General features: G+C 72.8%; 2 protein-coding genes (1 of these 2 cut by a window edge). Both read left to right on the top strand.

Annotated features, from left to right (window positions below):
* Positions 1-4,334, top strand: the 3' portion of a protein-coding gene (locus tag K8638_RS25975) for a non-ribosomal peptide synthetase/type I polyketide synthase (protein ID WP_223757313.1). 7,162 nt of this gene lie to the left of the window's left edge; the window shows 4,334 of its 11,496 coding nt (coding positions 7,163-11,496); the start codon falls outside the window, past its left edge; it ends in the stop codon at positions 4,332-4,334.
* On the top strand, positions 4,331-22,438 hold the full coding sequence (locus tag K8638_RS25970; RefSeq protein WP_223757312.1) for a non-ribosomal peptide synthase/polyketide synthase: 18,108 nt from the start codon (positions 4,331-4,333) through the stop codon (positions 22,436-22,438). The genes K8638_RS25975 and K8638_RS25970 overlap by 4 nt, the downstream gene beginning before the upstream one ends.
* Positions 22,439-22,493: the final 55 nt, after the last annotated feature.

Below are 22,493 nucleotides of genomic sequence, written 5' to 3'. Positions count from 1 at the left end.
CGCCGTCGCTGGAGGTGCCCATCGTCCTGGCCGTGTCGGAGGGCGCCAGTGAGGACGACGTCGCCCGCTGGGCCCGTGAAGAGGCTCGCCGTCCCTTTGATTTGAAGGCGGGCCCGCTGCTGCGCGCGGCGCTGCTGCGTGTCAGCGGCACCGAACACGTCCTGCTGCTCGCGCTGCACCACATCATCTCCGACGGCTGGTCCGCCGGAGTGATGATGCACGAGCTGGCGCGGCTGTACGGCGCCTTCATGGAAGGCCAGCCGTCGCCGTTGCCCGCGCTGCCCGTGCAGTACGCGGACTATTCGGTCTGGCAGCAGGAGTGGATGCGCGGCCCCGAGCTGAAGGCCGAGCAGGGCTGGTGGCGCGACGTGCTGGCGGACGTGCCCGTGCTGCGGCTGCCCACGGACCGGCCCCGGCCTCCGGTGCAGACGTACCCGGGAGCGCGGCTGCCCTTCGTCGTCCCGAGGGAGCTGGCGGAGGCCCTGGCCACGGTGGGACGGCGCGAGGGCGCCACGCCCTTCATGGTGCTGATGGCGGCGTGGCAGTCGCTGCTGCACGTGTACTCCGGGCAGGAGGACTTCGCGGTGGGCACGCCGGTGGCGGGCCGCAACCGGCCGGAGATCGAACCGCTCATCGGCTGCTTCATCAACTCCATCGCCCTGCGCGCGGACCTGTCGGGTGACCCGACCTTCACGGAGTTGCTCGGCCGCGTGCGCCGCTCGGCGCTGGGGGGCTTCGCGCACCAGGAGGTGCCGTTCGAGAAGCTGGTGGACGCGCTGCACGTGGCCCGTGACCTGAGCCACACGCCCATCTTTCAGACGATGCTGGTGCTGCACAACACGCCCGCGCCCGAGCTGGCCCTGGCCGGTGTGCACATCCGCAGCCGGCTGGTGCACACGGGCGCCACCAAGCTGGACCTCACGCTGGACCTCGTTGAAACGCGCGAGGGCCTGACGGGCGGCATCGAGTACAACACCGACCTCTTCGACGCGGACACCATCTCCCGCTTGTCGGGGCACCTGCTGCGCCTGCTGGAGGAGGTGGCCGCGGCTCCAGAGCGCCGGCTGTCGCGGCTCTCCCTGCTGTCCGACGACGAGCGCCAGCGGCTCCTGCTGGAATGGAATCCGCCCCCCGCGCCCGAGTTGCTCGCCGTCGACACGGTGCCCATGCGCTTCGCGGCGCAGGTGGCACGGACTCCGGATGCGGTGGCGGTGGAGGACGGCACCCGGAAGCTCACCTATCGCGAGGTGGACGCGCTGTCGGCGCGGCTGGCCCGGCACCTGGCGGGCCTGGGTGTGGGACGGGACACGGTGGTGGCGCTCGCGCTGGTGCAGCCCGCGGACGTGGTGGCGGGAATGCTCGGCGTCATGCGCGCGGGAGCGGCGGCGGTGGTGCTGGACGTGGAGCACCCGGCGGAGCGGCTCTCCGGCATCCTGGAGGACACGCGGGCGCTCGCGGTCGTCACGTCGGAAGCGTGGCGTGCGCGCGTGCCTTCGCGCCAGGGCACGGCGGTGGTGCCGCTGGAGTCGCTGTCCGGCGTGGAGGGCGAAGCTCCACGAGGACCCGAGGCACACCACGCGGCGTGCATCGTCTACACCTCCGGGTCCACCGGCCGGCCCCGGGGTGTGGTGCTGGAACACCGGCAGCTCGTCTCCGCGACGCGGGCCCGGCGTGAGGTGTACGGCGCGCCCGGCGTCGTGCTCTCGCTGGCGCCGTTCACCTTCGACGCCTCGCTGGCGGGCCTGCTCTGGTCGCTCTTCGAGGGCGGCACGCTGCGCTACCCGGACGTGGAGGAGCGCGAGGACCCGCGGAAGCTCGCGGAGTTGATGGCGAGGGCGGGCGTCACGCACGTCATCTCCGTGCCGGCGCTCTACGGGCAGGTGCTCGCGGCGGCGCCGGTGGGCGGCCTGTCCGGTCTGCGCGCCGTGAGCGTGGGCGGCGAGGCGTGCCCGCTGGAGCTGGCCCGAGCGCACCACGAGGCGCTGCCCTCGGTGCCGCTGTTCAACGAGTACGGCCCCACGGAGGCCACCATCTGGAGCACGGTGCACCGCGTGCGGCCGGACGAGCAGGGCAGTGTGCCCATCGGCCGCGCGGTGCCCGGGGCCCGGGTGTACCTGCTGGACGCACGACGGAGGCTGGCGCCCCCCGGTGCTCCGGGCGAGGCGTACGTGGGTGGCGCGGGCGTGGCGCGCGGCTACCTGGGACAGCCGGTGCTCACCGCCGAGCGCTTCGTGGCGGACCCGTTCGACGGCCGGCTCGGCGCGAGGATGTACCGCACGGGAGACCTGGCCCGCTGGCGCGCGGATGGGACGCTGGAGTTCCTGGGCCGCGCGGACGCGCAGGTGAAGGTGCGCGGCTTCCGCATCGAGCCGGGAGAGGTGGAGGTGGCGCTGCTCGCGAACCCCGCGGTGAAGGAGGCCGCGGTGGTGGCGAGGGAGGACGGAAAGGGTCCGAAGCGGCTCGTCGCCTACGTGGTGCAGGCGCGGGAAGGTGCCCTGGCCGCCACGGAGCTGAAGGCGTGGCTGCTGTCCCGCCTCCCGCCGTACATGGTGCCCGCGGCGTTCGTGACGCTGGACGCGCTGCCTCGCACCCGGCACGGCAAGGTGGACACTCGCGCGCTCCCCGCGCCGGAGCGGCAGGCGGCGGAAGCCCAGGGCGCTCCGGCCGTGGCTCCGCGCACGGAGGTGGAGGAGACGCTCGCCGCCATCTGGCGCGAGGTGCTCAACGTGGAGCGCGTGGGCGTCCACGATGACTTCTTCGAGCTGGGCGGCGACTCCATCCTGGGCCTGCAGATCATCACCCGGGCCCGGGCGGCGGGCATCGAGCTGTCACCGAAGCAGCTCTTCCAGAACCCCACGGTTGCCCGGCTGGCGACGGTGGCGGGGACGCGGCTCGCCGTGCAGGCCGAGCAGGGCCCCGTGGTGGGGCCGGTGGCGCTCACGCCCATCCAGCGCTGGTTCTTCGAGCTGGGGCTGGAGGAGCCGCACCACTGGAACATGTCGCTGCTGCTCGAGGCCCGGGCCGCGTTGGAACCGGCGCTGCTGGAGCGGGCGCTGGCGCACGTGGTGGAGCACCATGACGCGCTCCGCCTGCGCTTCGCCCGGGCGGAGGACGGTTGGCATCAGGCGTCCGAGGCACCTGGCGCGCCGGTGATGCTGGAGCGCGTGGACCTGTCCACCGTGTCCGGGGATGCGAAGGGGGAGGAACTGGAGCGGCGGGCCGCGGCCATGCAGCAGTCGCTGCGGCTGGAGGGCCCGCTCGTCCGGGCGGCGCTGCTGGAGCTGGGGGCGGGGCAGCCGGCGCGGCTGATGCTGGCGGTGCACCACCTCGCGGTGGACGCGGTGTCGTGGCGCATCCTGCTGGAGGACCTGGCGGCGGCGTACGCGCGGCTCGCGGCGGGTGAGGCCGTGCGGCTGCCGCCCAAGACGACGTCCTTCCAGGCGTGGGCGCGCGGACTGGAGTCGCTGGCGCGCTCGGAGAAGCTGGCCACGGAGCGGGCGTGGTGGCTGGAGCGGCCGTGGACCGAGGCCTCGCGGCTGCCGGTGGACTTCTCCGGCGGCGTCAACACCGAGGCCACCGCGCGCACGCTGCGCGTGGCGCTGGACGCGGAGGAGACGAAGGCCCTGCTGCACGACGTGCCGAAGGCGTGGCACACGCAGCCGCAGGACCCGCTGCTCACCGCGCTGGCGCAGGCGCTGGCGGCCTGGACGGGCCGGAGCGCGGCCCTGGTGGACGTGGAGGGTCATGGCCGCGAGGAGGTGCTCCCGGGCGTGGACGTCTCCCGCACGGTGGGCTGGTTCACGCGCTTCTTCCCGGCGCTGCTGGACCTTCGAGGCACGCACGGCCCCGGCGAGGCGCTGCGCGCGGTGAAGGAAGGACTGCGCGCGGTGCCGTCGCAGGGCATGGGCTGGGGCCTGCTGCGGTACGTGGCGCGAGACACGGCGCTGGCGGCGCTGCCCGCCGCGGAGGTCGGCTTCAACCACCTGGGGCAGGTGGACGGGGCCGTGGGGGCGGGGGCGCCCTTCGTGCTCGCGCCGGAAGGCGAGGGGCTGCGGCAGCGGGCCGCCAGCTCGCGCCGGCCGTACCTCCTGGACGTGACGAGCGCCGTGCGTGACGGGCGGCTGGAGGTGACGTGGACCTTCAGCGAGGCCGTGCACCGGCGCGAGACGGTGGCGCGCGTGGCGGAGGACTTCCTCGCGCGGCTCAAGGCACTGGTGGAGGCGTCGCGGTCGCCGGAGGCGGGCGGGCACTCTCCGTCCGACTTCCCGCTCGCGAAGGTGAAGCAGGCGCAGCTCGACAAGCTGGCCGCCCGGTTCGGAAAGAAGACGCGATGAGCGACAACATCGAGGATCTGTACCCGCTGTCGCCCTTGCAGGGCGGCATGCTCTTCCACGCCATTGCCGAGCCGGGACAGGGGCTGTACTTCAACCAGCTTGTCTGCGAGCTGCGCGGGCGGCTGGACCTGGGCGCCTTCACGCGCGCGTGGCAGGGCACGGTGGCGGCGCACCCCGTGCTGCGGACGGCGCTCGTCTGGGACGACGTGGACGAGCCCGTGCAGGTCGTGCTGCACGAGGTGGACCTGCCCCTGCGCACCGAGGACTGGCGCGACCTGTCCCCCGAGGCGCGCGACGCGCGGCTGGCCGCGTTCCTGGAGCAGGACCGGCGCGATGGCTTCGACCTGTCCCGCGCGCCGCTGGTGCGGCTGACGCTGCTGCGCACCGCGGATGAGGCGCACCGCCTCGTCTTCAGTCACTCGCACCTGGTGCTGGACGGCTGGTCCGTGCCGCTGGTGCTGCGCGACGTCTTCGCGCTGTACGAGGGCACGCTCGCGGGCCGCCCTCCGAGGCTCGCCTCGCCGCGTCCGTTCCGGGACTACATCGGCTGGTTGGCGGAGCGCGACCTCGCGGTGACGGAGGCCTTCTGGCGCCGCGAGCTGGCGGGCTTCCACGAGCCCACCCCGACCGGAGCAGGGCAGGGAGAGGGGCAGGGCCGAGCCACGCGCGTGCTGCACCTGCCCTCGGACACCACCGCGGCGCTCAACGCCTTCGCGCGGCGGCACGGGCTCACCGCGAGCACGCTGGTGCAGGGCGCGTGGGCCATGGTGCTCGGCCACGTGTCGGGCTCCGAGGACGTCGTCTTCGGCACCACCGTCTCCGGACGTCCGCCGGACCTGGCGGGCGTGGAGGACATGGTGGGCCTGTTCATCAATACCCAGCCCGTGCGTGTGCGCCTGTCTCCGGACGAGCCCTGGCTGGAGTGGCTGCGCCGCATCCAGGAGGTGCAGGTGGAGGCGCGGCAGCACGAGCACGCGCCGCTGGTGAAGGTGCAGCGCTGGAGCGGCGTGCCCGCGGGCACACCACTCTTCGACACGCTGGTCGTCTTCGAGAACTACCCGCTGGACGCCGCGCTCACCTCCGCCTCGCGGGCGCTGGAGGTGCGCGACGTCAGCGCGGTGGAGACGGACCACTTCGCCCTCACGCTCATCGCCTCCAACGGCACGCGGCTCCCGCTGCACCTGCGCTACGACCGCACGCGCTTCACCGAGGCCTTCGCGGACGCTCAGCTGGAGCGCCTGCGCCGCGTGCTGGAGGCCCTGGTGGCGCGGCCGGAGGGCCGCCTGGGCGAGCTGCCCCTGCTGTCCGAGGCCGAGCGCCACCAGTTGCTCGTGGCGTGGAACGACACGCGCACGGACTTCCCGGACAGGGCCACCGTGCACGGGCTCTTCCAGGAGCAGGTGGCGCGCACTCCGGACGCGGTGGCCGTGTCGATGGGGGATACGCGGCTCACGTTCCGTGAGCTGGACGCGCGCTCCAACCAGCTCGCGCATTACCTTCGCGGCCGGGACGTGCGGCCGGGGACGCTGGTGGGCCTGTGCTTCCGCCGCTCTCCGGACATGGTGGTGGCGCTGTGGGCCGTGCTGAAGGCGGGGGGCGCGTACGTGCCCATCGATCCGGCGTGGCCCGCGTCGCGGCTGTCCTTCCTGATGGAGGACACGGGCGTGCCGGTGCTGCTCACGGAGAAGGCCCTGGCGAGCACGCTGCCCGTGTCTTCACGGGTCCTCCTGTGTGTGGACTCCGAGTGGGAGCGCACCGCGGAGCGCGAGCCCGTGACGCCGCCCGAGCCCCTCGCTACCGCCGGCGACCTCGCGTACCTCATCTACACGTCCGGCAGCACCGGCCGCCCCAAGGGCGTCATGGTGGAGCACCGGGGCGTGGTGAACTACCTGTGCTGGGCGCTGCGCGCTTATGGCATCACCGAGGGCAGTGGCTCTCCGGTGCACTCGCCGCTGTCGTTCGACCTGACCGTCACCAGCCTCATTGCCCCTCTGGTGGCGGGCCGGCCCGTGGTGCTGGTGCCGGAGGAGGCGGGCGTGGAGGGCCTGGGCGAGGCCCTGCGCGCGGGCAGCCACTTCAGCCTGGTGAAGCTGACGCCCACGCACCTGCGCATGCTGGCGCAGCAGCTCCGTCCCGACGAGGCCGCCGGCCGCGCGAGGGCCTTCGTCATCGGCGGCGAGGCGCTGACGGCCGAGGGTGTGGCCTTCTGGCGCGAGCATGCGCCGGACACACGGCTCATCAACGAGTACGGCCCCACGGAGACGGTGGTGGGCTGCTGCGTGTACACGGTGAGCGCGGCGGACCCGGCGAGCGGCCCGGTGGCCATCGGCCGCCCCATCGCCAACACGCGCCTGTACGTGCTGGACGCGCACCTGCGGCCGGTGCCAGTGGGGGTGCCCGGCGAGCTGTTCATCGGCGGCACGGGCGTGGCGCGCGGCTACTGGCGGCGGCCGGAGCTGACGGCGGAGCGCTTCATCCCGGATGCCTTCGGCACGGAGCCCGGAGCCCGCCTGTACCGCACGGGAGACCGCGTGCGCTGGCGCGCGGATGGCCGGCTCGAATACCTGGGCCGCACGGACTTCCAGGTGAAGGTGCGCGGCTATCGCATCGAGCTGGGCGAAATCGAGTCCGCGCTGCGGACGCACCCCTCGGTGGGGGATGCGGTGGCGGTGGTGCGCGACGACAGCCCTTCGGGGGCGCGGCTCGTGGCGTACGTGGTGCCTCCCGGCGCGGAGGGCTCCACCGCGAAGCCGGACGCCGCGGTGCTGCGCGCGTTCCTGGGCGAGCGGCTGCCCGAGTACATGGTGCCCTCGGCCATCGTCGCGCTGGAAGCGTTCCCGCTGTCGGCCAATGGCAAGGTGGAGCGGCGCGCGCTGCCGGCACCGGGGTACGCGATGGAGGTGACGGAGGCGTACGTGGGGCCGCGCGACGCGAAGGAGGACGCGCTCGCGGCCGTCTGGGCGCAGGTGCTGGGCCGGCCGCGCGTGGGCATCCACGAGGACTTCTTTGAGCTGGGCGGCGACTCCATCCTCGGCATCCAGGTCATCTCCCGCGCCGCGCAGGCCGGACTGCACCTCACCGCGAAACAGCTCTTCGAACACCGCACGGTGGCGCGGCTCGCGGCGGTGGCCGCGGAGGCGTCGAGCGTCAAGGTGGAGCAGGGGCCGGTGACGGGGCCGGTGGAGCTGACGCCCATCCAGCGCTGGTTCTTCGAGCGTGAGCTGCCGGAGCCGCACCACTTCAACCAGGCCCTGCGCTTCATCCTGCGCGAGCGCGTGAGGGTGGAGCACCTGGAGCGAGCCCTCCAGCACCTGCGCGAGCACCACGACACCCTGCGCCTGCGCTTCAGGCGGGACGGGCAGGGCGGCTGGTACCAGGAGCTCGGCGGGCTGGAGGGGACGCTGCCCCTCGAGACGGTGGACCTCTCCGGTCTGACTCCGGACGCGCGCCGTGCCGCCGTGGTGTCCCACGCTACCAGCGCACAGGCGGGGCTGGACCTGACGACGGGAGACCTCGCGCGGGCCGTGCTGTTCGACTCCGGGCCCGAAGCACCGCAGGAGTTGCTGCTCGTCGTCCACCACCTCGCGGTGGATGCGGTCTCGTGGCGCGTGCTGCTGGAGGACCTCCTGACCGCGTACCGGCAGCTCCGCGCGGACGAGCCCGTGCGGTTGCCCCCGAAGACGCTGTCCTTCCAGGCGTGGGCTTCGCGACTGGTGGAGCACGCCCGCTCGCACGCCGCGCGCGAGGAGGCGGACTTCTGGCTCGGGCTCCCGTGGGAGCGCGTGGCCCGGCTGCCCGTGGACGTGGAGGCTGGCGCCGCCAACACGGAAGGCGCGTCCCGCATGGTGGAGGTGGCCCTGGAGGCCGCGGAGACGCAGGCGCTGCTCCATGACGTGGCGAAGGCCTGTCGCGCGAGGCCGGATGAGCTGCTGCTGGGCGCTCTTGCCCACGTGCTGCGCCGGTGGACGGGAGCGCCGTGCGTGCGCGTGGAGATGGAGGGGCACGGGCGGGAGGACCTGTTCGAGGGCGTGGACCTGTCGCGCACCGTGGGCTGGTTCACCAGCATCTACCCGGTGCTGGTGGATCCGGACGGGGTGGGGCCGGGCGCGTGGCTGCGCTCGGCGAAGGAGGCGCTGCGGCGCATTCCGGGCAGGGGCGTGGGCTACGGCGTGCTGCGCTACCTGTCGCCGGACCCCGTGCTGCGTGAGCGGCTGAGCGCGCTGCCTCCCCCGGAGGTGGGCTTCAACTACCTGGGGCAGCTCGACCACGTGCTCCCCGCGACGGCGCCGCTGGCCCTGTCGGACGGCTCGGTGGGGCCCACGCGTGCACCGGGAGGAAAGCGGGCGCACCTGCTCGACGTGGACTGCGCCGTCACCGGCGGCCGGATGCGGCTGATGCTCACCTATGGCACGGGCGTCCACCGGGCCGAGACGGTGGAGCGGTTGGCCCATGAGCTGTTGGGCGCGCTGCGCGAGCTCATCGCTCAGGGTACCTCGGAGGATCCGCGCGGGCTGGCGCCTTCCGATTTCCCCCTGGCGAAGCTGGGGCAGGGGGAACTGGACGCGCTCGCGGACAGGCTGGCCGCGAAGGGCGGACGCCTGCGCGACGTGGAGGACCTCTACCCGCTGGCGCCCTTGCAGCAGGGCATCCTGTTCCACCACCTCCAGGAGGATGAGACCCAGCCGTACTTCAACCAGCTCGCCTTCGAGGTGGACGGCGGACTGGACGTGAAGGCCTTCACGGAGGCGTGGCGGCAGACGGCCATGCAGTTCTCCATCCTCCGGACGGCGTTCTTCTGGGAGGGACTGGACGCGCCGCTCCAGGCGGTGATGCGCGAGGTGGAGCCCTCCGTCACGGTGGAGGACTGGCGCTCCGTGGCTCCCGCGGACCTGGAGGCCCGGGTGGCCGCGTTCTTCGCGGAGGACCGCCGGCGAGGCGTGGTGCTCACCCGCGCGCCGCTGTTCCGGCTGACGCTGCTGCGCACCGGCGAGCGGGTGTGGCGCGTGGTGTTCAGCGTCACGCACCTGCTGCTGGATGGGTGGTCGACGCAACTGGTGACCCGGGACGTCTTCACCCGCTACGAGGCGCTCCGGCGTGGGCTGACACCGCCTCGGCGGGACGTGCGCCCGTACCGGGACTACATCGCCTGGCTGGGGCGGCAGGACCTGGGCGCCGCGCGCAAGTTCTGGCGGAAGGCCCTGGCGGACTTCACGGAGCCCACGCGGGTGGACGTCGGCGGCGCGTCTCGCGCTCCCGCCGGAAGAGGTGAGCAGGAACTCCGTCTGGCCACCGAGGAGACGGCGGCGCTGGTGGCCTTCGCCCGGCAGCAGGGCGTCACGCCCGGCACGCTCTTGCAGGCCGCGTGGGCGCTGCTGCTGGGACGCTACAGCGGCAGGGATGACGTGCTCTTCGGCCTGACGGTCTCCGGAAGGCCCCCGGAGCTGCCCGGCATCGAGGGCATGGTGGGCATGTTCATCAACGCCATCCCCGTGCGGGTGCGGCTGCCCCCCTCGCAAGCCGTGGGGCCCTGGCTGAAGGCACTGCAAGGGTGGTTGCAGGAGGCTCGCCAGTACGAGGTGGCGCCGCTGGTGGAGGTGCGCCGCTGGAGCGAAGTGCCTCCGGGCCCGCCACTGTTCGAGAGCCTCTTCATCTACGAGAACTACCCGATGGAGGCCGCGCTCTCCACGCCCTCGGACGAGCTGGTGGTGCGCAATCCCTCCTCGGTGGAGGTGGACCACCACCCGCTGACGCTGATGGCGGTGCCGGGCCGCGAGCTGCTGCTCAAGCTCACCTACGACTCCGCGCGGTTCGACGCGGCGGCGGTGCGGGGAATGCTGGGGCACGTGCGCCAGCTCCTGGGCGAGCTGCGTGGCAAGGCCGGCCAGCCGCTGTCGGAGCTCTCGCTGCTGGGCGCGGAAGAGCGGCGCCGGGTGCTGGTGGAGTGGAACGACACCGCGCGCGAGCCTCCTCCGCGCGTGCCGGTGCACCGCCCGGTGGAGGCACAGGCCACGCGCACGCCGGACGCGGTGGCTGTCACCGACGGGACGCACTCACTCACCTACGCGGAGCTGGACTCGCGCGCGAACCGGCTGGCGCATCACCTGGTGTCCCTGGGCGTGCCCGGGGGCGGCACCGTGGGCCTGTGCCTGGACAAGAGCCTGGACATGGCCGTCGCCGTGCTGGCGGCGCTCAAGGCCGGTGCCGCGTGCCTGCCGCTGGATCCGAACTACCCCTCCGAGCGGCTGGCGTTCATGCTGGAGGACTCGGGCGCGCCGGTCGTCCTCACGCAGTCGCACCTCGCCTCCTCGCTGTACGTGGACCTGGGCGCCCATCGCGTCTGCGTGGACACCGAGGCGAGCGCCATCGCTCGTCACCCCGCCCACGCCGTTGCACGGGAGCTGCCGCCGGAGGCCACCTGCTATCTCATCTACACCTCCGGCAGCACGGGGCAGCCCAAGGGTGTCGCGCTGCCGCACCGTGCGCTGTCCAACCTGCTGGCGTGGCAGTTGAGGCAATCCGTCAATCCGGCGGCCACCACGCTGCAGTTCGCCGCGCTCAGCTTCGACGTGTCCTTCCAGGAGATGTTCTCCACCTGGTGGGCGGGCGGCACGCTGGTGCTCCCCACCGGGGGCCTGCGGCAGGACATGCCCGCGCTGCTGGACTTCATGGACCGCACCGGCGTGGAACGAATGTTCCTTCCGTTCGTCGCCTTGCAGGCCATGGCGGACGCCGCGACCCATGGCGCCACGGTGCCGCGCGCGCTGCGGGAGGTGGTGACGGCGGGTGAGCAGCTCCAGGTGACTTCGGCGCTGGTGGCCTTCTTCGAGAAGCTGCCCGGGTGCGTGCTGGAGAACCAGTACGGCCCGTCCGAGACGCACGTCGTCTCCGCGCACCGGCTGCAAGGCGCTCCGTCCACGTGGCCGCGCCTGCCATCCATTGGCGGACCGCTGCCGCACTGCCAGCTCCATGTGCTGGACCCGTACGGTCAGCCGTGCCCGGTGGGCGTGCCCGGAGAGCTGTTCCTCGGTGGAACGCACCTGGCGCACGGGTACGCCGGACGTCCGGGGCTGACGGCGGAGAAGTTCGTCCCGCATCCGTTCAGCGGCGTGCCCGGTGCGCGGCTGTACCGCACGGGAGACCTGGCGCGGTGGAAGTCCGATGGCACGGTGGAGTTCCTCGGCCGCCTGGACGGGCAGGTGAAGCTGCGCGGCTTCCGCGTGGAGACGGGCGAGGTGGAGGCCGCCCTGCGCGCGTACGAGGACGTGCGGGACGCGGCCGCCGTGGTGCGAGAGGACGTGCCCGGTGACAGGCGCCTCGTGGGCTACCTCGTCCTGGCGGTGCCGCCTGACGCCCTCGACCTCGAGTCCCTGCGCGCCTTCCTCCAGCAGCGGCTGCCCGAGTACATGGTGCCCTCCGCGTTCGTCACGCTGGAGGCCCTGCCGCTGACGCCCAGCGGCAAGGTGAACCGCAAGGCCCTGCCCAGGCCGGACCTCGGGGCCGGGGGACGCGAGGACTTCGAGCCCCCGCGGACCGCCACCGAGGAGGTCCTCGCGGGCCTCTTCGCCGAGGTGCTGGGCCTGGAGAAGGTGGGCCGGAACGGCCACTTCTTCGAGCTGGGCGGGCACTCGCTGATGGCCACGCGCGCCGTCTCCCGGCTGCGCGGTGCGTTCGGCATCGAGCTCCCGCTGCGCGAGCTCTTCGAGGCTCCCACGGTGGCGGCGCTCGCCAGCCGCATCGAGCGCCTGACGCATGCGGGGACCTCCCTCACCGCCCCGCCGCTGGTGCCTCGCGCGGACCGGACCTCCGCTCCGCCGCTCTCGTTCGCGCAGCAGCGGCTGTGGTTCCTGGACCAGTTCGAGCCTGGGAGTGCCGCGTACAACATGCCAGCGGCGGTACGGCTGCGTGGACCGCTGGAGACCCAGGCACTGGAGCGGAGCTTCCGGGAGCTGGTCCGGCGCCATGAGTCGTTGCGCACCACGTTCCGCGCCGAGGATGGCGTGGCCGTGCAGGTCATCTCCCCGGAGCCGGTCGTGTCCTTCCGCCCGGTGGAGCCAGGCTCGCGGGAGGAGGCGTGGCGTCAGGTGGAACAGGAGGTGGCACGCCCCTTCGACCTCTCACGAGGCCCGCTGCTGAGGACGACCCTGCTGAAGCTGGCGCCCGAGGACCACATCCTCGTGCTGGTGATGCATCACATCGTCTCGGACGGCTGGTCCACGGGCGTGCTCGTGCGGGAGGTCGCGGCGCTCTACGACGCCTTCTCTCAGGGCCTGCCGTCGCCGTTGCCGGAACTTCCGGTGCAATACGCGGACTACGCGGTGTGGCAGCGTGGCTGGTTGCAGGGCGAGGTGCTGGAGGCGCAGCTCGACTACTGGCGCAAGCAGCTGGAGGGTGCAGCGCGCGCGCTCGAGCTCCCCACGGACCGGCCACGCCCGGCGGCGCAAACGTTCCGGGGAGGATTCCGGAAGCAGACGTGGCCGAAGGCGCTGTGGCGGCAGGTGGAGGCGCTGAGCCGGCGGGAGGGCGCCACGCCCTTCATGGTGCTGCTGGCGGCGTACCAGGCGGTGCTGTCGCGGTACTCGGGCCAGGAGGACCTCTGCGTGGGCTCGCCCATCGCGGGCCGTACACACGCGGAGACCGAGGGCCTCATCGGCTTCTTCGCCAACACGCTGGTGCTGAGGTCCCGGGTGCGGCCCGAGGCCTCCTTCCTGGAGTTGCTGGCGCAGGTCCGGGATGTGACGCTCGGCGCGTACGCGCACCAGGACGTGCCCTTCGAGAAGCTGGTGGAGGCGCTGCTGCCGGAGCGCGACCTGAGCCACGGCCCGTTGTTCCAGGTGTCGCTGGCCCTGCAGAACACGCCCCTGCCGGAGATGAAGCTGCGGAAGGGGCTGTCGCTGACTGGAATGGAGCCGGACACCCGCACGTCGAAGTTCGACTTCTCACTGGCGGTGGAGGAGGTGCCGGAAGGCGTCCTGGCGGAGCTCAACTACAACAGCGACCTGTTCGAGCCGGAGACGGCGGACCGGCTGCTGGGGCACGTGAGGGTGCTGCTGGAGGCCGCGGCCGCCGAGCCGCGGCGGCCACTGTCGCTGTTGCCGCTGATGGGCGCGGAGGAGCAGCGGCGGCTGGTGGAGGAGTGGAGCGGGCGCACGGCGGCGTACCCGCGCGAGCAGTCGCTGGCGGAGCTGTTCGAAGCGCAGGCGCTCGAAACACCGCAGGCGGTGGCGGTGGAGTACGAGGGGCTGCGGCTGACGTACGCGGAGCTGAATGGCCGGGCCAACCAGCTCGCGCACCATCTGATGCGCATGGGCGTGGGGGCCGAGGAGAGGGTGGGGCTGTGCCTGGAGCGCTCGCTGGAGCTGGTGGTGGGCGTGCTGGGCATCCTCAAGGCGGGTGCCGCGTACGTGCCACTGGACGCCAGCTACCCGAGGGAGCGGCTGGGGTGGATGAAGCGCGAGGCGGGCGTCGCGGTGCTGGTGGCGCGGGAGAAGCTGGCGGAGGTGGTGGGTGGGGGCGGCGAGCGGGTGGTGTGCGTGGACACGGAGTGGGACGCCATCGCCCGGCAGCCGGAGAGCAACCCGCCTTCGCGGGTGGGCGGGGGCAACCTGGCGTATGTGATGTTCACCTCGGGCAGCACGGGGCGGCCGAAGGGAGTCGGGGTGCCGCACCGGGCGGTGACCCGGTTGGTGGTGGGCACCGACTGCGCGCGCTTCGGGCCGGAGGAGGTGTGGCTGCAGCTGGCGCCCATCTCCTTCGACGCGTCGACGTTGGAGCTGTGGGGCGCGCTGCTGCACGGAGCGAAGCTCGTGGTGTACCCGGCGGGCACGCCTTCGCTCGAGGAGCTGGGCCGCAAGCTGGAAGAGGCGGGCGTCACGTCGCTCTGGCTGACGGCGGCGCTCTTCGAGCAGGTGCAGGCGCACCAGCCGAGCGCGCTGAGCCGGGTGAAGCAGGTGCTCGCGGGAGGAGACGTGCTGCCACCGGCGCGAGTGCGGGAGCGGCTCGCGGCCGGCGGTGTGCTCATCAACGGCTATGGCCCCACGGAGAACACGACGTTCTCCACCACACACCGCATGGACACGCCGGATGCGGGGGGCACCCGTTCGGTGCCCATTGGCCGGCCCATCGTCAACACGACGGCGTACGTGCTGGACGCCGCCATGCAGCCGGTGCCGGTGGGAGTGCCGGGCGAGCTGTACGTGGGAGGAGACGGGCTCGCGGTGGGGTACGTGGGAAGGCCGGAGCTGACGGCGGAGCGCTTCGTGCCCAACCCGTTCGGGAGGGGAGAGCGGCTGTACCGGACGGGAGACCGGGTGCGGTGGCGAGGCGACGGCACGCTGGAGTTCCTGGGCCGCGCGGACAACCAGGTGAAGGTGAGGGGCTTCCGAATCGAGCCAGGCGAGGTGGAAGCGGCGCTGAGGCGGCAGGGGCGGGAAGCCGTGGTGGTGGTGAGGGAGGACACGCCAGGAGACAAGCGGCTGGTGGCCTACGTCGTGGCACCGGAAGCGGGCGCGGCGGCCATCCAGGAGGCACTGCGCCAGACGCTGCCGGAGTACATGGTGCCGTCGGCGGTGGTGCCGCTGGAGGTGCTGCCCCTGACTCCCAACGGCAAGGTGGACCGGCGCGCGCTTCCGGCTCCAGACTCCCGTCCGTCAGCGCAACGTGAGTACCTGGCTCCCCGGGCCGGCACGGAGCAGGCGCTGGCGGCCCTCTGGAGCGAGGTGCTCGGCGGTGAACAGCCGGGCCGTGACGAGGACTTCTTCGCGCTGGGGGGGCACTCGCTGCTCGCCACGCGGCTCATCTCGCGCATCCGTGCCTCGCTGGGCGTGGAGCTTCCGCTTCGCACCCTGTTCGAGTCGCCCACGCTCGAGGCCCTCGCGACGCGCATCGATGCCGCGCGCCGGGACGGCTCCGCATCCGAGGCGCCACCGCTGGTCCCGGTGCCCCGGACGGAGTCACTGCCGCTGTCCTTCGCCCAGCACCGGCTGTGGTTCTTCGACCAGCTCACGCCGGGCAGCGCCGCCTACAACATCCCCATCAGTATGCTCGTGGAAGGCACGCCGCGGCTGGACGCCCTGAGGCAGGCGTTCTCCGTCCTGGTGGCGCGGCACGAGTCCCTGCGCACCACCTTCGCCGTGCACGAGGGCCAGCCCGTCCAGGTCATCCACGCGCCCGCGGACTTCCCGCTCTCCGTCGAGGACCTGAGCGCGCTGCCCGAGGCCGGGCGCCGCGATGCGGCCCGGCGCCGCGCCGTGCAGGAGGCCCTTCGCCCGTTCGACCTGGGACGCGGTCCGCTCCTGCGCGCCTGCCTGCTACGGCTGGCCCCCGAAGAGCATGTGCTGGTGCTGGTGATGCACCACATCATCTCGGACGGCTGGTCCATGGGCGTGCTGGTGCGGGAGCTGGGCGCGCTCTACGCCGTCTTCTCCGAGGGCCTCCCGTCACCGCTCCCCGCGCTGACGGTGCAGTACGCGGACTACGCGGTCTGGCAGCGGCAGTGGCTGAGCGGCGGCCCGATGGAGGCGCAGCTTGGCTGGTGGAAGCAGAGGCTGGCCGGAGCGCCGCCGCACCTGGAGCTGCCCACGGACAAGCCCAGGCCCGCGGTGCTGTCACACCAGGGCGCCACGGTGCCGGTGCGGCTGCCACGGGCGCTCAGCGACGCGCTCACGGCACTGGCACAACGGGAGGGCGCCACGCCTTTCATGGTGCTGCTGGCGGGCTTCCAGGTGCTGCTGGCGCGCTACTCGGGACAGGAGGACATCAGCGTGGGCTCGCCCATCGCGGGCCGCACGCGGGCGGAGACGGAGGGCCTCATCGGCTTCTTCGTCAACACGCTGGTGATGAGAGCGCAGGTGCGGCCCCGGGCCACGTTCCGCGAGCTGCTCGCGCAGGTGCGGGAGTCCACGCTGGGCGCGTACGAGCACCAGGACCTGCCCTTCGAGAAGCTGGTCGAGGCGCTCCAGCCCGCGCGAGACCTGAGCCGGAGCGCGCTGTTCCAGGTCCTCTTCGTCCTGCAGAACGCGCCGGTGGAGGCACTGGCGCTGCCTTCGCTGTCGCTGAAGCCCCTGGAGGTGGAGGGCACCGAGTCGGCCCGATTCGAGCTCACGCTGAACCTGGGGGAGACGCCGGACGGCTTCGCGGGCATCCTGCTGTTCAACACGGACCTGTTCACCCGGGGCACGGCGGCGCGCATGGTGGACCATCTCCAGGTGTTGCTGGAGTCCGTCACTACGAACCCGGACCCGCGTCTCTCCGAGCTGCCGCTGATGACGCCGGCCGAGCGCCAGCAGGTGCTGCGAGCGTGGAACGACACGGCCGCGGACTTCCCGCGCGACGTGTCCATCCACCGCCTCTTCGAGCAGCAGGCCCTGAGGACGCCGGATGCACCCGCGGTGCGCTTCGAGGACTCGGTTCTTACCTTTGCCAGGCTCGACGCTCGCGCGAACCGGCTCGCTCATTGGCTGCGCTCGCGGGGTGTCGGTCCCGAGGCCTGTGTCGCGCTCTGTCTGGAGCGCGGCGTGGACATGGTGGTGGCCGTCCTTGGCATCCTCAAGGCCGGCGGCGCCTACGTCCCCATGGACCCGGCTTCCCCCCGCGAGCGCCTGGTCTTCATGCTCCAGGACTGCGGCGCCCGGCTGGTCCTGACCTGGCGCGACCTCGCTTCGCGGTTCGAGGGCTCCTCCGCGGAGGCCGTGTGCCTGGACGACCCGCGAATCACCGAGTCGCTCGCTCGCGAGTCCGAGGGCCCCCCGCCCCACGTCACCTCACCCGAGCACCTCGCCTACGTCATCTACACGTCCGGCTCCACCGGTACGCCCAAGGGCGTCATGGTGCGGCACCGCTCCGTGCTCAACCTGCGCCATGCCCTGGCGCGCACCGTCTACGCCGGCCAGCCCTCCGGTCTGCGGGTGAGCGTCAACGCCCCGCTGGCCTTCGATGCTTCCGTCAAGCAGCTCGTCCAGCTCCTCGATGGCCACTGCCTGTGCATCGTCCCTGACGCCACCCGCCAGGACCCCGACGCCATGCTGGCGTGGTTGCACCGTCACCGCGTGGACGTGCTCGACTGCACGCCCTCGCTGCTGCGGTTGCTGGTGCGCTCCGGAATGCTGCTGGCCGGCTCCGCGCCCCGGCTGCTGGTCCCCGGCGGTGAGGCCATCGACGACGCCCTCTGGCAGCAGCTCGCCGCAGCGCCCCGAACGCGCACCTTCAACGTCTACGGCCCCACCGAGTGCACCGTCGACTCCACCGCCTCCGTGGTACGGCCCGAGACCCGTCCCACCATTGGCGGCCCGCTCGCCAACGTGCAGGTGTACGTGCTGGATGCCTGGCTGCGGCCCGTGCCCGTCGGTGTCCCCGGGGAGCTGTTCATCTCCGGCGAGGGGCTCGCTCGCGGCTACCTGCGCCGCCCGGAGCTCACCGCCGAGCGCTTCCTCCCCGACGCCTTCAGCACCACCCCGGGCGCGCGCATGTACCGCACCGGTGACAAGGTGCGCTGGCTGGCGGACGGCACGCTCGACTACCTGGGCCGCACCGACTTCCAGGTGAAGCTGCGCGGCTTCCGCATCGAGCTGGGCGAAATCGAAGCCGCGCTCACCCTTCACCCGGCCGTGCGGCAGGCACTCGTCCTGAGCCGCGAGGACGTACCGGGCATCCCGCGCCTGGTGGCCTATGTCGTCGTCGCTCCGGGGGCGGCGGTGGAGGCCGAAGCGCTCCGCGCCAGCCTCAAGCAGCGGCTGCCCGAATACATGGTGCCCACGGCCTTCGTGCCGATGGAGGCCTTCCCCCTCACGTCCAACGGCAAGGTGGACCGCGAGGCCCTGCCCGCGCCGGACGCATCGGCCCTCGCCACGGCGCACGTCTACGAGCCGCCCGGCACGGCGATGGAGGAGACCCTGGCCGCACTCTGGGCCGAGGTGCTGCGAGTCGAGAGGGTGGGGCGGCGCGACGACTTCTTCGCGCTCGGTGGCCACTCGCTGCTGGCCACTCAGGTGGTGGCGCGGCTCCGCGCGGTCCTGGGTGTGGAGGTCCCCCTGCGGACCCTCTTCGAGGCGCCCACGCTGGGGGCTCTTGCCCTGCGTGTGGAGCAGGCCTCGCGGAGCCTCGTCCTGCCTCCGCTGCGCCCGGTGCCTCGCGAGGGGGCGCTGCCGCTGTCCTTCGCGCAGCAGCGCCTGTGGTTCCTCGACCAGCTCCAGCCCGGCGGCACGGCCTACAACATGCCGGCCGTGTTCCGGTTGGAAGGCACGCTGGATGTGGCCGCGCTGGAGCGCGCCTTCACGGAGTTGGTGCGCCGCCACGAGTCCCTGCGCACCACCTTCCGTGATGACGGCGGCACCCCCGTCCAGGTCATCCACCCGGCGGCGCCATTCCCGCTGCCCGTGGTGGACCTCACCGGACGCGAGGACCGCGAGGCAGAGGCGCTCCGGCTGGCCACCGAGGCCGTGCGCCCCTTCGACCTGTCCACCGGTCCGTTGCTGCGCGCCTCGCTGCTGCGGCTGGCCGGCGACGCGCATGTGCTGCTGCTCGACATGCACCACATCGTCTCGGATGGCTGGTCCATCGGCGTGCTGGTGCGGGAGCTGGCCGCGCTCTACCACGCGTTCTCCACGGGCCAGTCTTCTCCGCTGCCTCCGCTGCCGCTGCAGTACGCGGACGTCGCCGTGTGGCAGCGCTCCTGGATGCGGGGCGAGGCGCTCGACGCGCAGCTCACCTGGTGGCGCGAGCACCTGGAGGGAGCTCCGCACGCACTGGAGCTGCCCACGGACTTCGCTCGGCCCCCGGTGCGCTCCTTCCGGGGGGCTTCCGTTCCCGTCCGGCTCTCGCGGCCGCTGTCCGATGCACTGCGCGCCTTCTGCCGCGAGCAGGCCGTCACCCCGTTCATGGCTCTGCTGGGTGCCTTCCAGGCCCTGCTGTCCCGCTACTCGGGGCAGGACGACTTCGTCGTGGGCTCGCCCATCGCGGGCCGCCGCTTCGCCGAGCTGGAGGGCCTCATCGGCTTCTTCGTCAACACGCTGGCCCTGCGCGCGCGCCTGGGGGGCAGGCCCTCCTTCCAGGAGCTGGTGGCCCGGGTCCGCGAGGCGACGCTGGGCGCCCAGGCCCACCAGGACATCCCGTTCGAGAAGCTGGTCGAGTCGCTCGCCTCGGGCCGCTCCCTGGAGCGCTCGCCGCTGTTCCAGGTGTTCTTCACGCTCCACAACGCGCCACGCTCCGCGCTGGCGGGCGAGGGACTGTCCATCCGCCCCGTCGAGGTGAAGAACCCCACCGCGAAGTTCGACCTGGAGCTCGCCCTGTCCGAGCTCCCGGAGGGCTTCTCCGGCCAGCTCATCTACAACGCGGACCTGTTCCTGCCCGCCACGGCGCAGCGGCTCGCCCAGGGCTTCACGCACTTCCTGGAGACCCTGCTGGGCCGGCCCCGGCAGCCCGTGCACACGCTGCCGCTGCTGTCCGGGGATGCGCTGCGCTCCGTCCTCGCCGGCTTCAACCGCGCCCCCGAGGACTTCCCCGCCGATGAGACGATGACGGGCGTCTTCGCCCGTGTCGCCGCCGCGCGTGCCGATGCCGTCGCCGTGGAGTTCGGCTCGCGGCGCCTCACCTATGCACAGCTCGACGCGGCCTCCAGCCAGCTCGCGCATCTGCTCGTGGCGAGGGGCGTGCGGCCGGATGCGCCCGTGGCGCTCGCGCTGGAGCGCTCCATGGAGCTCATCGTCTCGCTGCTGGCCATCCTCAAGGCCGGTGGCGCCTACCTCCCGCTGGACACCTCGTACCCGCGGGAGCGGCTGGACGCCATGCTCGAGGACGCCCGGCCCGTGCTCCTGCTCACGTCCTCCGCGCACCTGGGTTCCGTTCCCGCTCCGGAGTCGCTACCCGTGCTCCTCATGGACGGAGTCCAGGAGGCGCTGCGTGCCCAACCGGCGCACGCTCCCACGGTGGCGCTGTCGCCCCAGCACCTCGCCTATATCGACTTCACCTCCGGCTCCACCGGCAGGCCCCGGGGCGTGGCCATCACCCACCGCGCCGTGCTGCGCACCGTGTGCAACGCGCCCTACGCGGACCTCTCGGCGGACGAGTCCTTCCTGCTCATCGCTCCCATCTCCTTCGATGCGTCGACGCTCGAGGTCTGGGGGCCGCTGCTCAACGGAGGCCGGCTCGTCGTCTTCCCGCCGACGTCGCCGGGCGACCTGGACCAGCTCTCCACCGTGCTCCAGGAGCACTCCGTCACCACGCTCCACCTCACGGCGGGCCTCTTCTCGCAGATGGTGGACTCACACCTGCGCGGGTTGCGGGGCGTGCGCCAGCTGCTCACGGGGGGCGACGTCATCTCCGCGCCTCACGTGCGCCGCGTCCTCGACACGCTGCGCATCCCGGTGACGGCCTGCTACGGCCCTACCGAGAGCACGCTCTTCACCTCCTGCTTCCGCATGACGTCCTCGGCGCAGGTGCCCGGCGCCGTGCCCATCGGCACGCCCATCACCGCCACGAGGGTGTATCTGCTGGATGCGTCCATGCAGCCGGTGCCCGTGGGCGTGCCCGGCGAGCTCTTCATCGCCGGCGAGGGTCTGGCGCGAGGCTACGTGCGAAGCCCGGCGCCCACCGCCGAGCGCTTCGTTCCCAACCCCTTCGCCTCGGAGCCGGGCGCGCGCATGTACCGCACGGGTGACCTGGCACGCTGGAGGCCCGACGGGGTGCTGGAGTTCCTTGGCCGCAAGGACTTCCAGGTGAAGGTGCGCGGCTTCCGTGTCGAGCTGGCCGAAGTGGAAGCGGCGCTGCTCGCCTTCCCGGGCGTGCGCGAGGCCGTGGCCCTGGCGCGTGAGGACGTTCCCGGTGACAAGCGCCTGGTGGGCTACGCCGCCGCGGAGCCCTCCCTGGACCTGGGCGCGCTGCGCGCTCACCTCCAGCGGCGGTTGCCCGAGTACATGGTGCCCTCCGCCCTGGTTCGCCTGGACGCGCTACCGCTCACGGCCAACGCGAAGGTGGACCGGAAGGCACTGCCCGCGCCCGACGCGCGTGTGGCCTCGCGCCCCTTCGTTCCTCCGAGGACGCTCACCGAGCAGCGGCTGGCGGCCCTCTGGGCCCAGGTGCTGCGCGTGGAGAAGGTGGGCGTGCACGACGACTTCTTCGAGCTGGGCGGACACTCGCTCCTGGCCACGCAGGTGGTGGCGCGGGTGCGCGCGGAGCTGGGGGTGGACCTCCCGCTGCGGGCCCTCTTCGAGGCGCCCACGGTGGAGCGGCTCGCCTCGTGGCTGGAGGGCGCGAGGCACGACGGCCCCGAGCGGCACTGCGTGACGCTGCAGCCGGAGGGCACGAACACGCCGGTGTTCTTCGTGCACGCGGTGGGGGGCGCGGTGGGGCCCTACCGCGAGCTGGCGCGGAGGCTGGGCCCGGGGCGGCCCTTCCACGGGTTCCAGGCCGCCGGGATGGATGGGCGCGAACCTCCGCTGGAGTCGGTGGAAGCGCTGGCCCGCAGGTACGTGGAGGCGGTGCGAGCGGTGCGCCCCGAGGGGCCATACGTGCTCGGCGGCTGGTCCATGGGCGGCGTGGTGGCCTTCGAGATGGCGCGCGAGCTGGAGCGGCAGGGCCAGCGGGTGGAATTGCTCGTGCTGCTGGACAGCTTCGCTCCGGCGGACGAGGTGCCGGTGCGGGAGCCGGAGGGGGCGCTGCTGCTCGCTGGCATGGCCATGGACCTGGCGCGCACGGCGGGCATGGAGCCGACGCTGCGGCCGGAGCTGCTCGCGGACCTGTCCGAGGACGAGCAGCTCGCCCGGGTGGCCCGGCATGCGCGCGAGGCAGGCTGGCTTCCTCCGGAGGTGGAGGAGGCGGACCTCCGGGCGTGGCGCGACGTGATGCGGGCCAACATGCGCGCCTTCGCGGCGTACCAGCCCGGGGACTACGGCGGGCCGGTGCTGCTGCTGCGTGCGAAGGACACGAAGCGAGCGCACGCGGTGGATGCCACCCACGGCTGGTCGCGCTGGGTGAAGTCACGGCTCACGGTGCGGGACGTGCCCGGGGACCACTACAGCGTGCTGCGAGCGCCGCACGTGGACACGCTGGCGGCGCGGCTCGCGGAGTACCTCGAGGGGGCCGCGGAGGACGGCGACAGGCGGGAGGAGGGCTGAACCGAAGGCGCAGCCGGAATGGTGGTGCCCGGGGTCGTTGAGGAAGAAGGGGCGA

This window comes from Myxococcus sp. RHSTA-1-4, from assembly GCF_020037125.1.
Lineage (GTDB): Bacteria > Myxococcota > Myxococcia > Myxococcales > Myxococcaceae > Myxococcus.
This window is presented reverse-complemented; position numbering and strand designations above follow the sequence as displayed.

Bases quoted from the DNA above. Each gene is read 5' to 3' on its own strand.
- K8638_RS25970 (WP_223757312.1), top strand. From the start codon at position 4,331: ATGAGCGACAACATCGAGGATCTGTACCCGCTGTCGCCCTTGCAGGGC.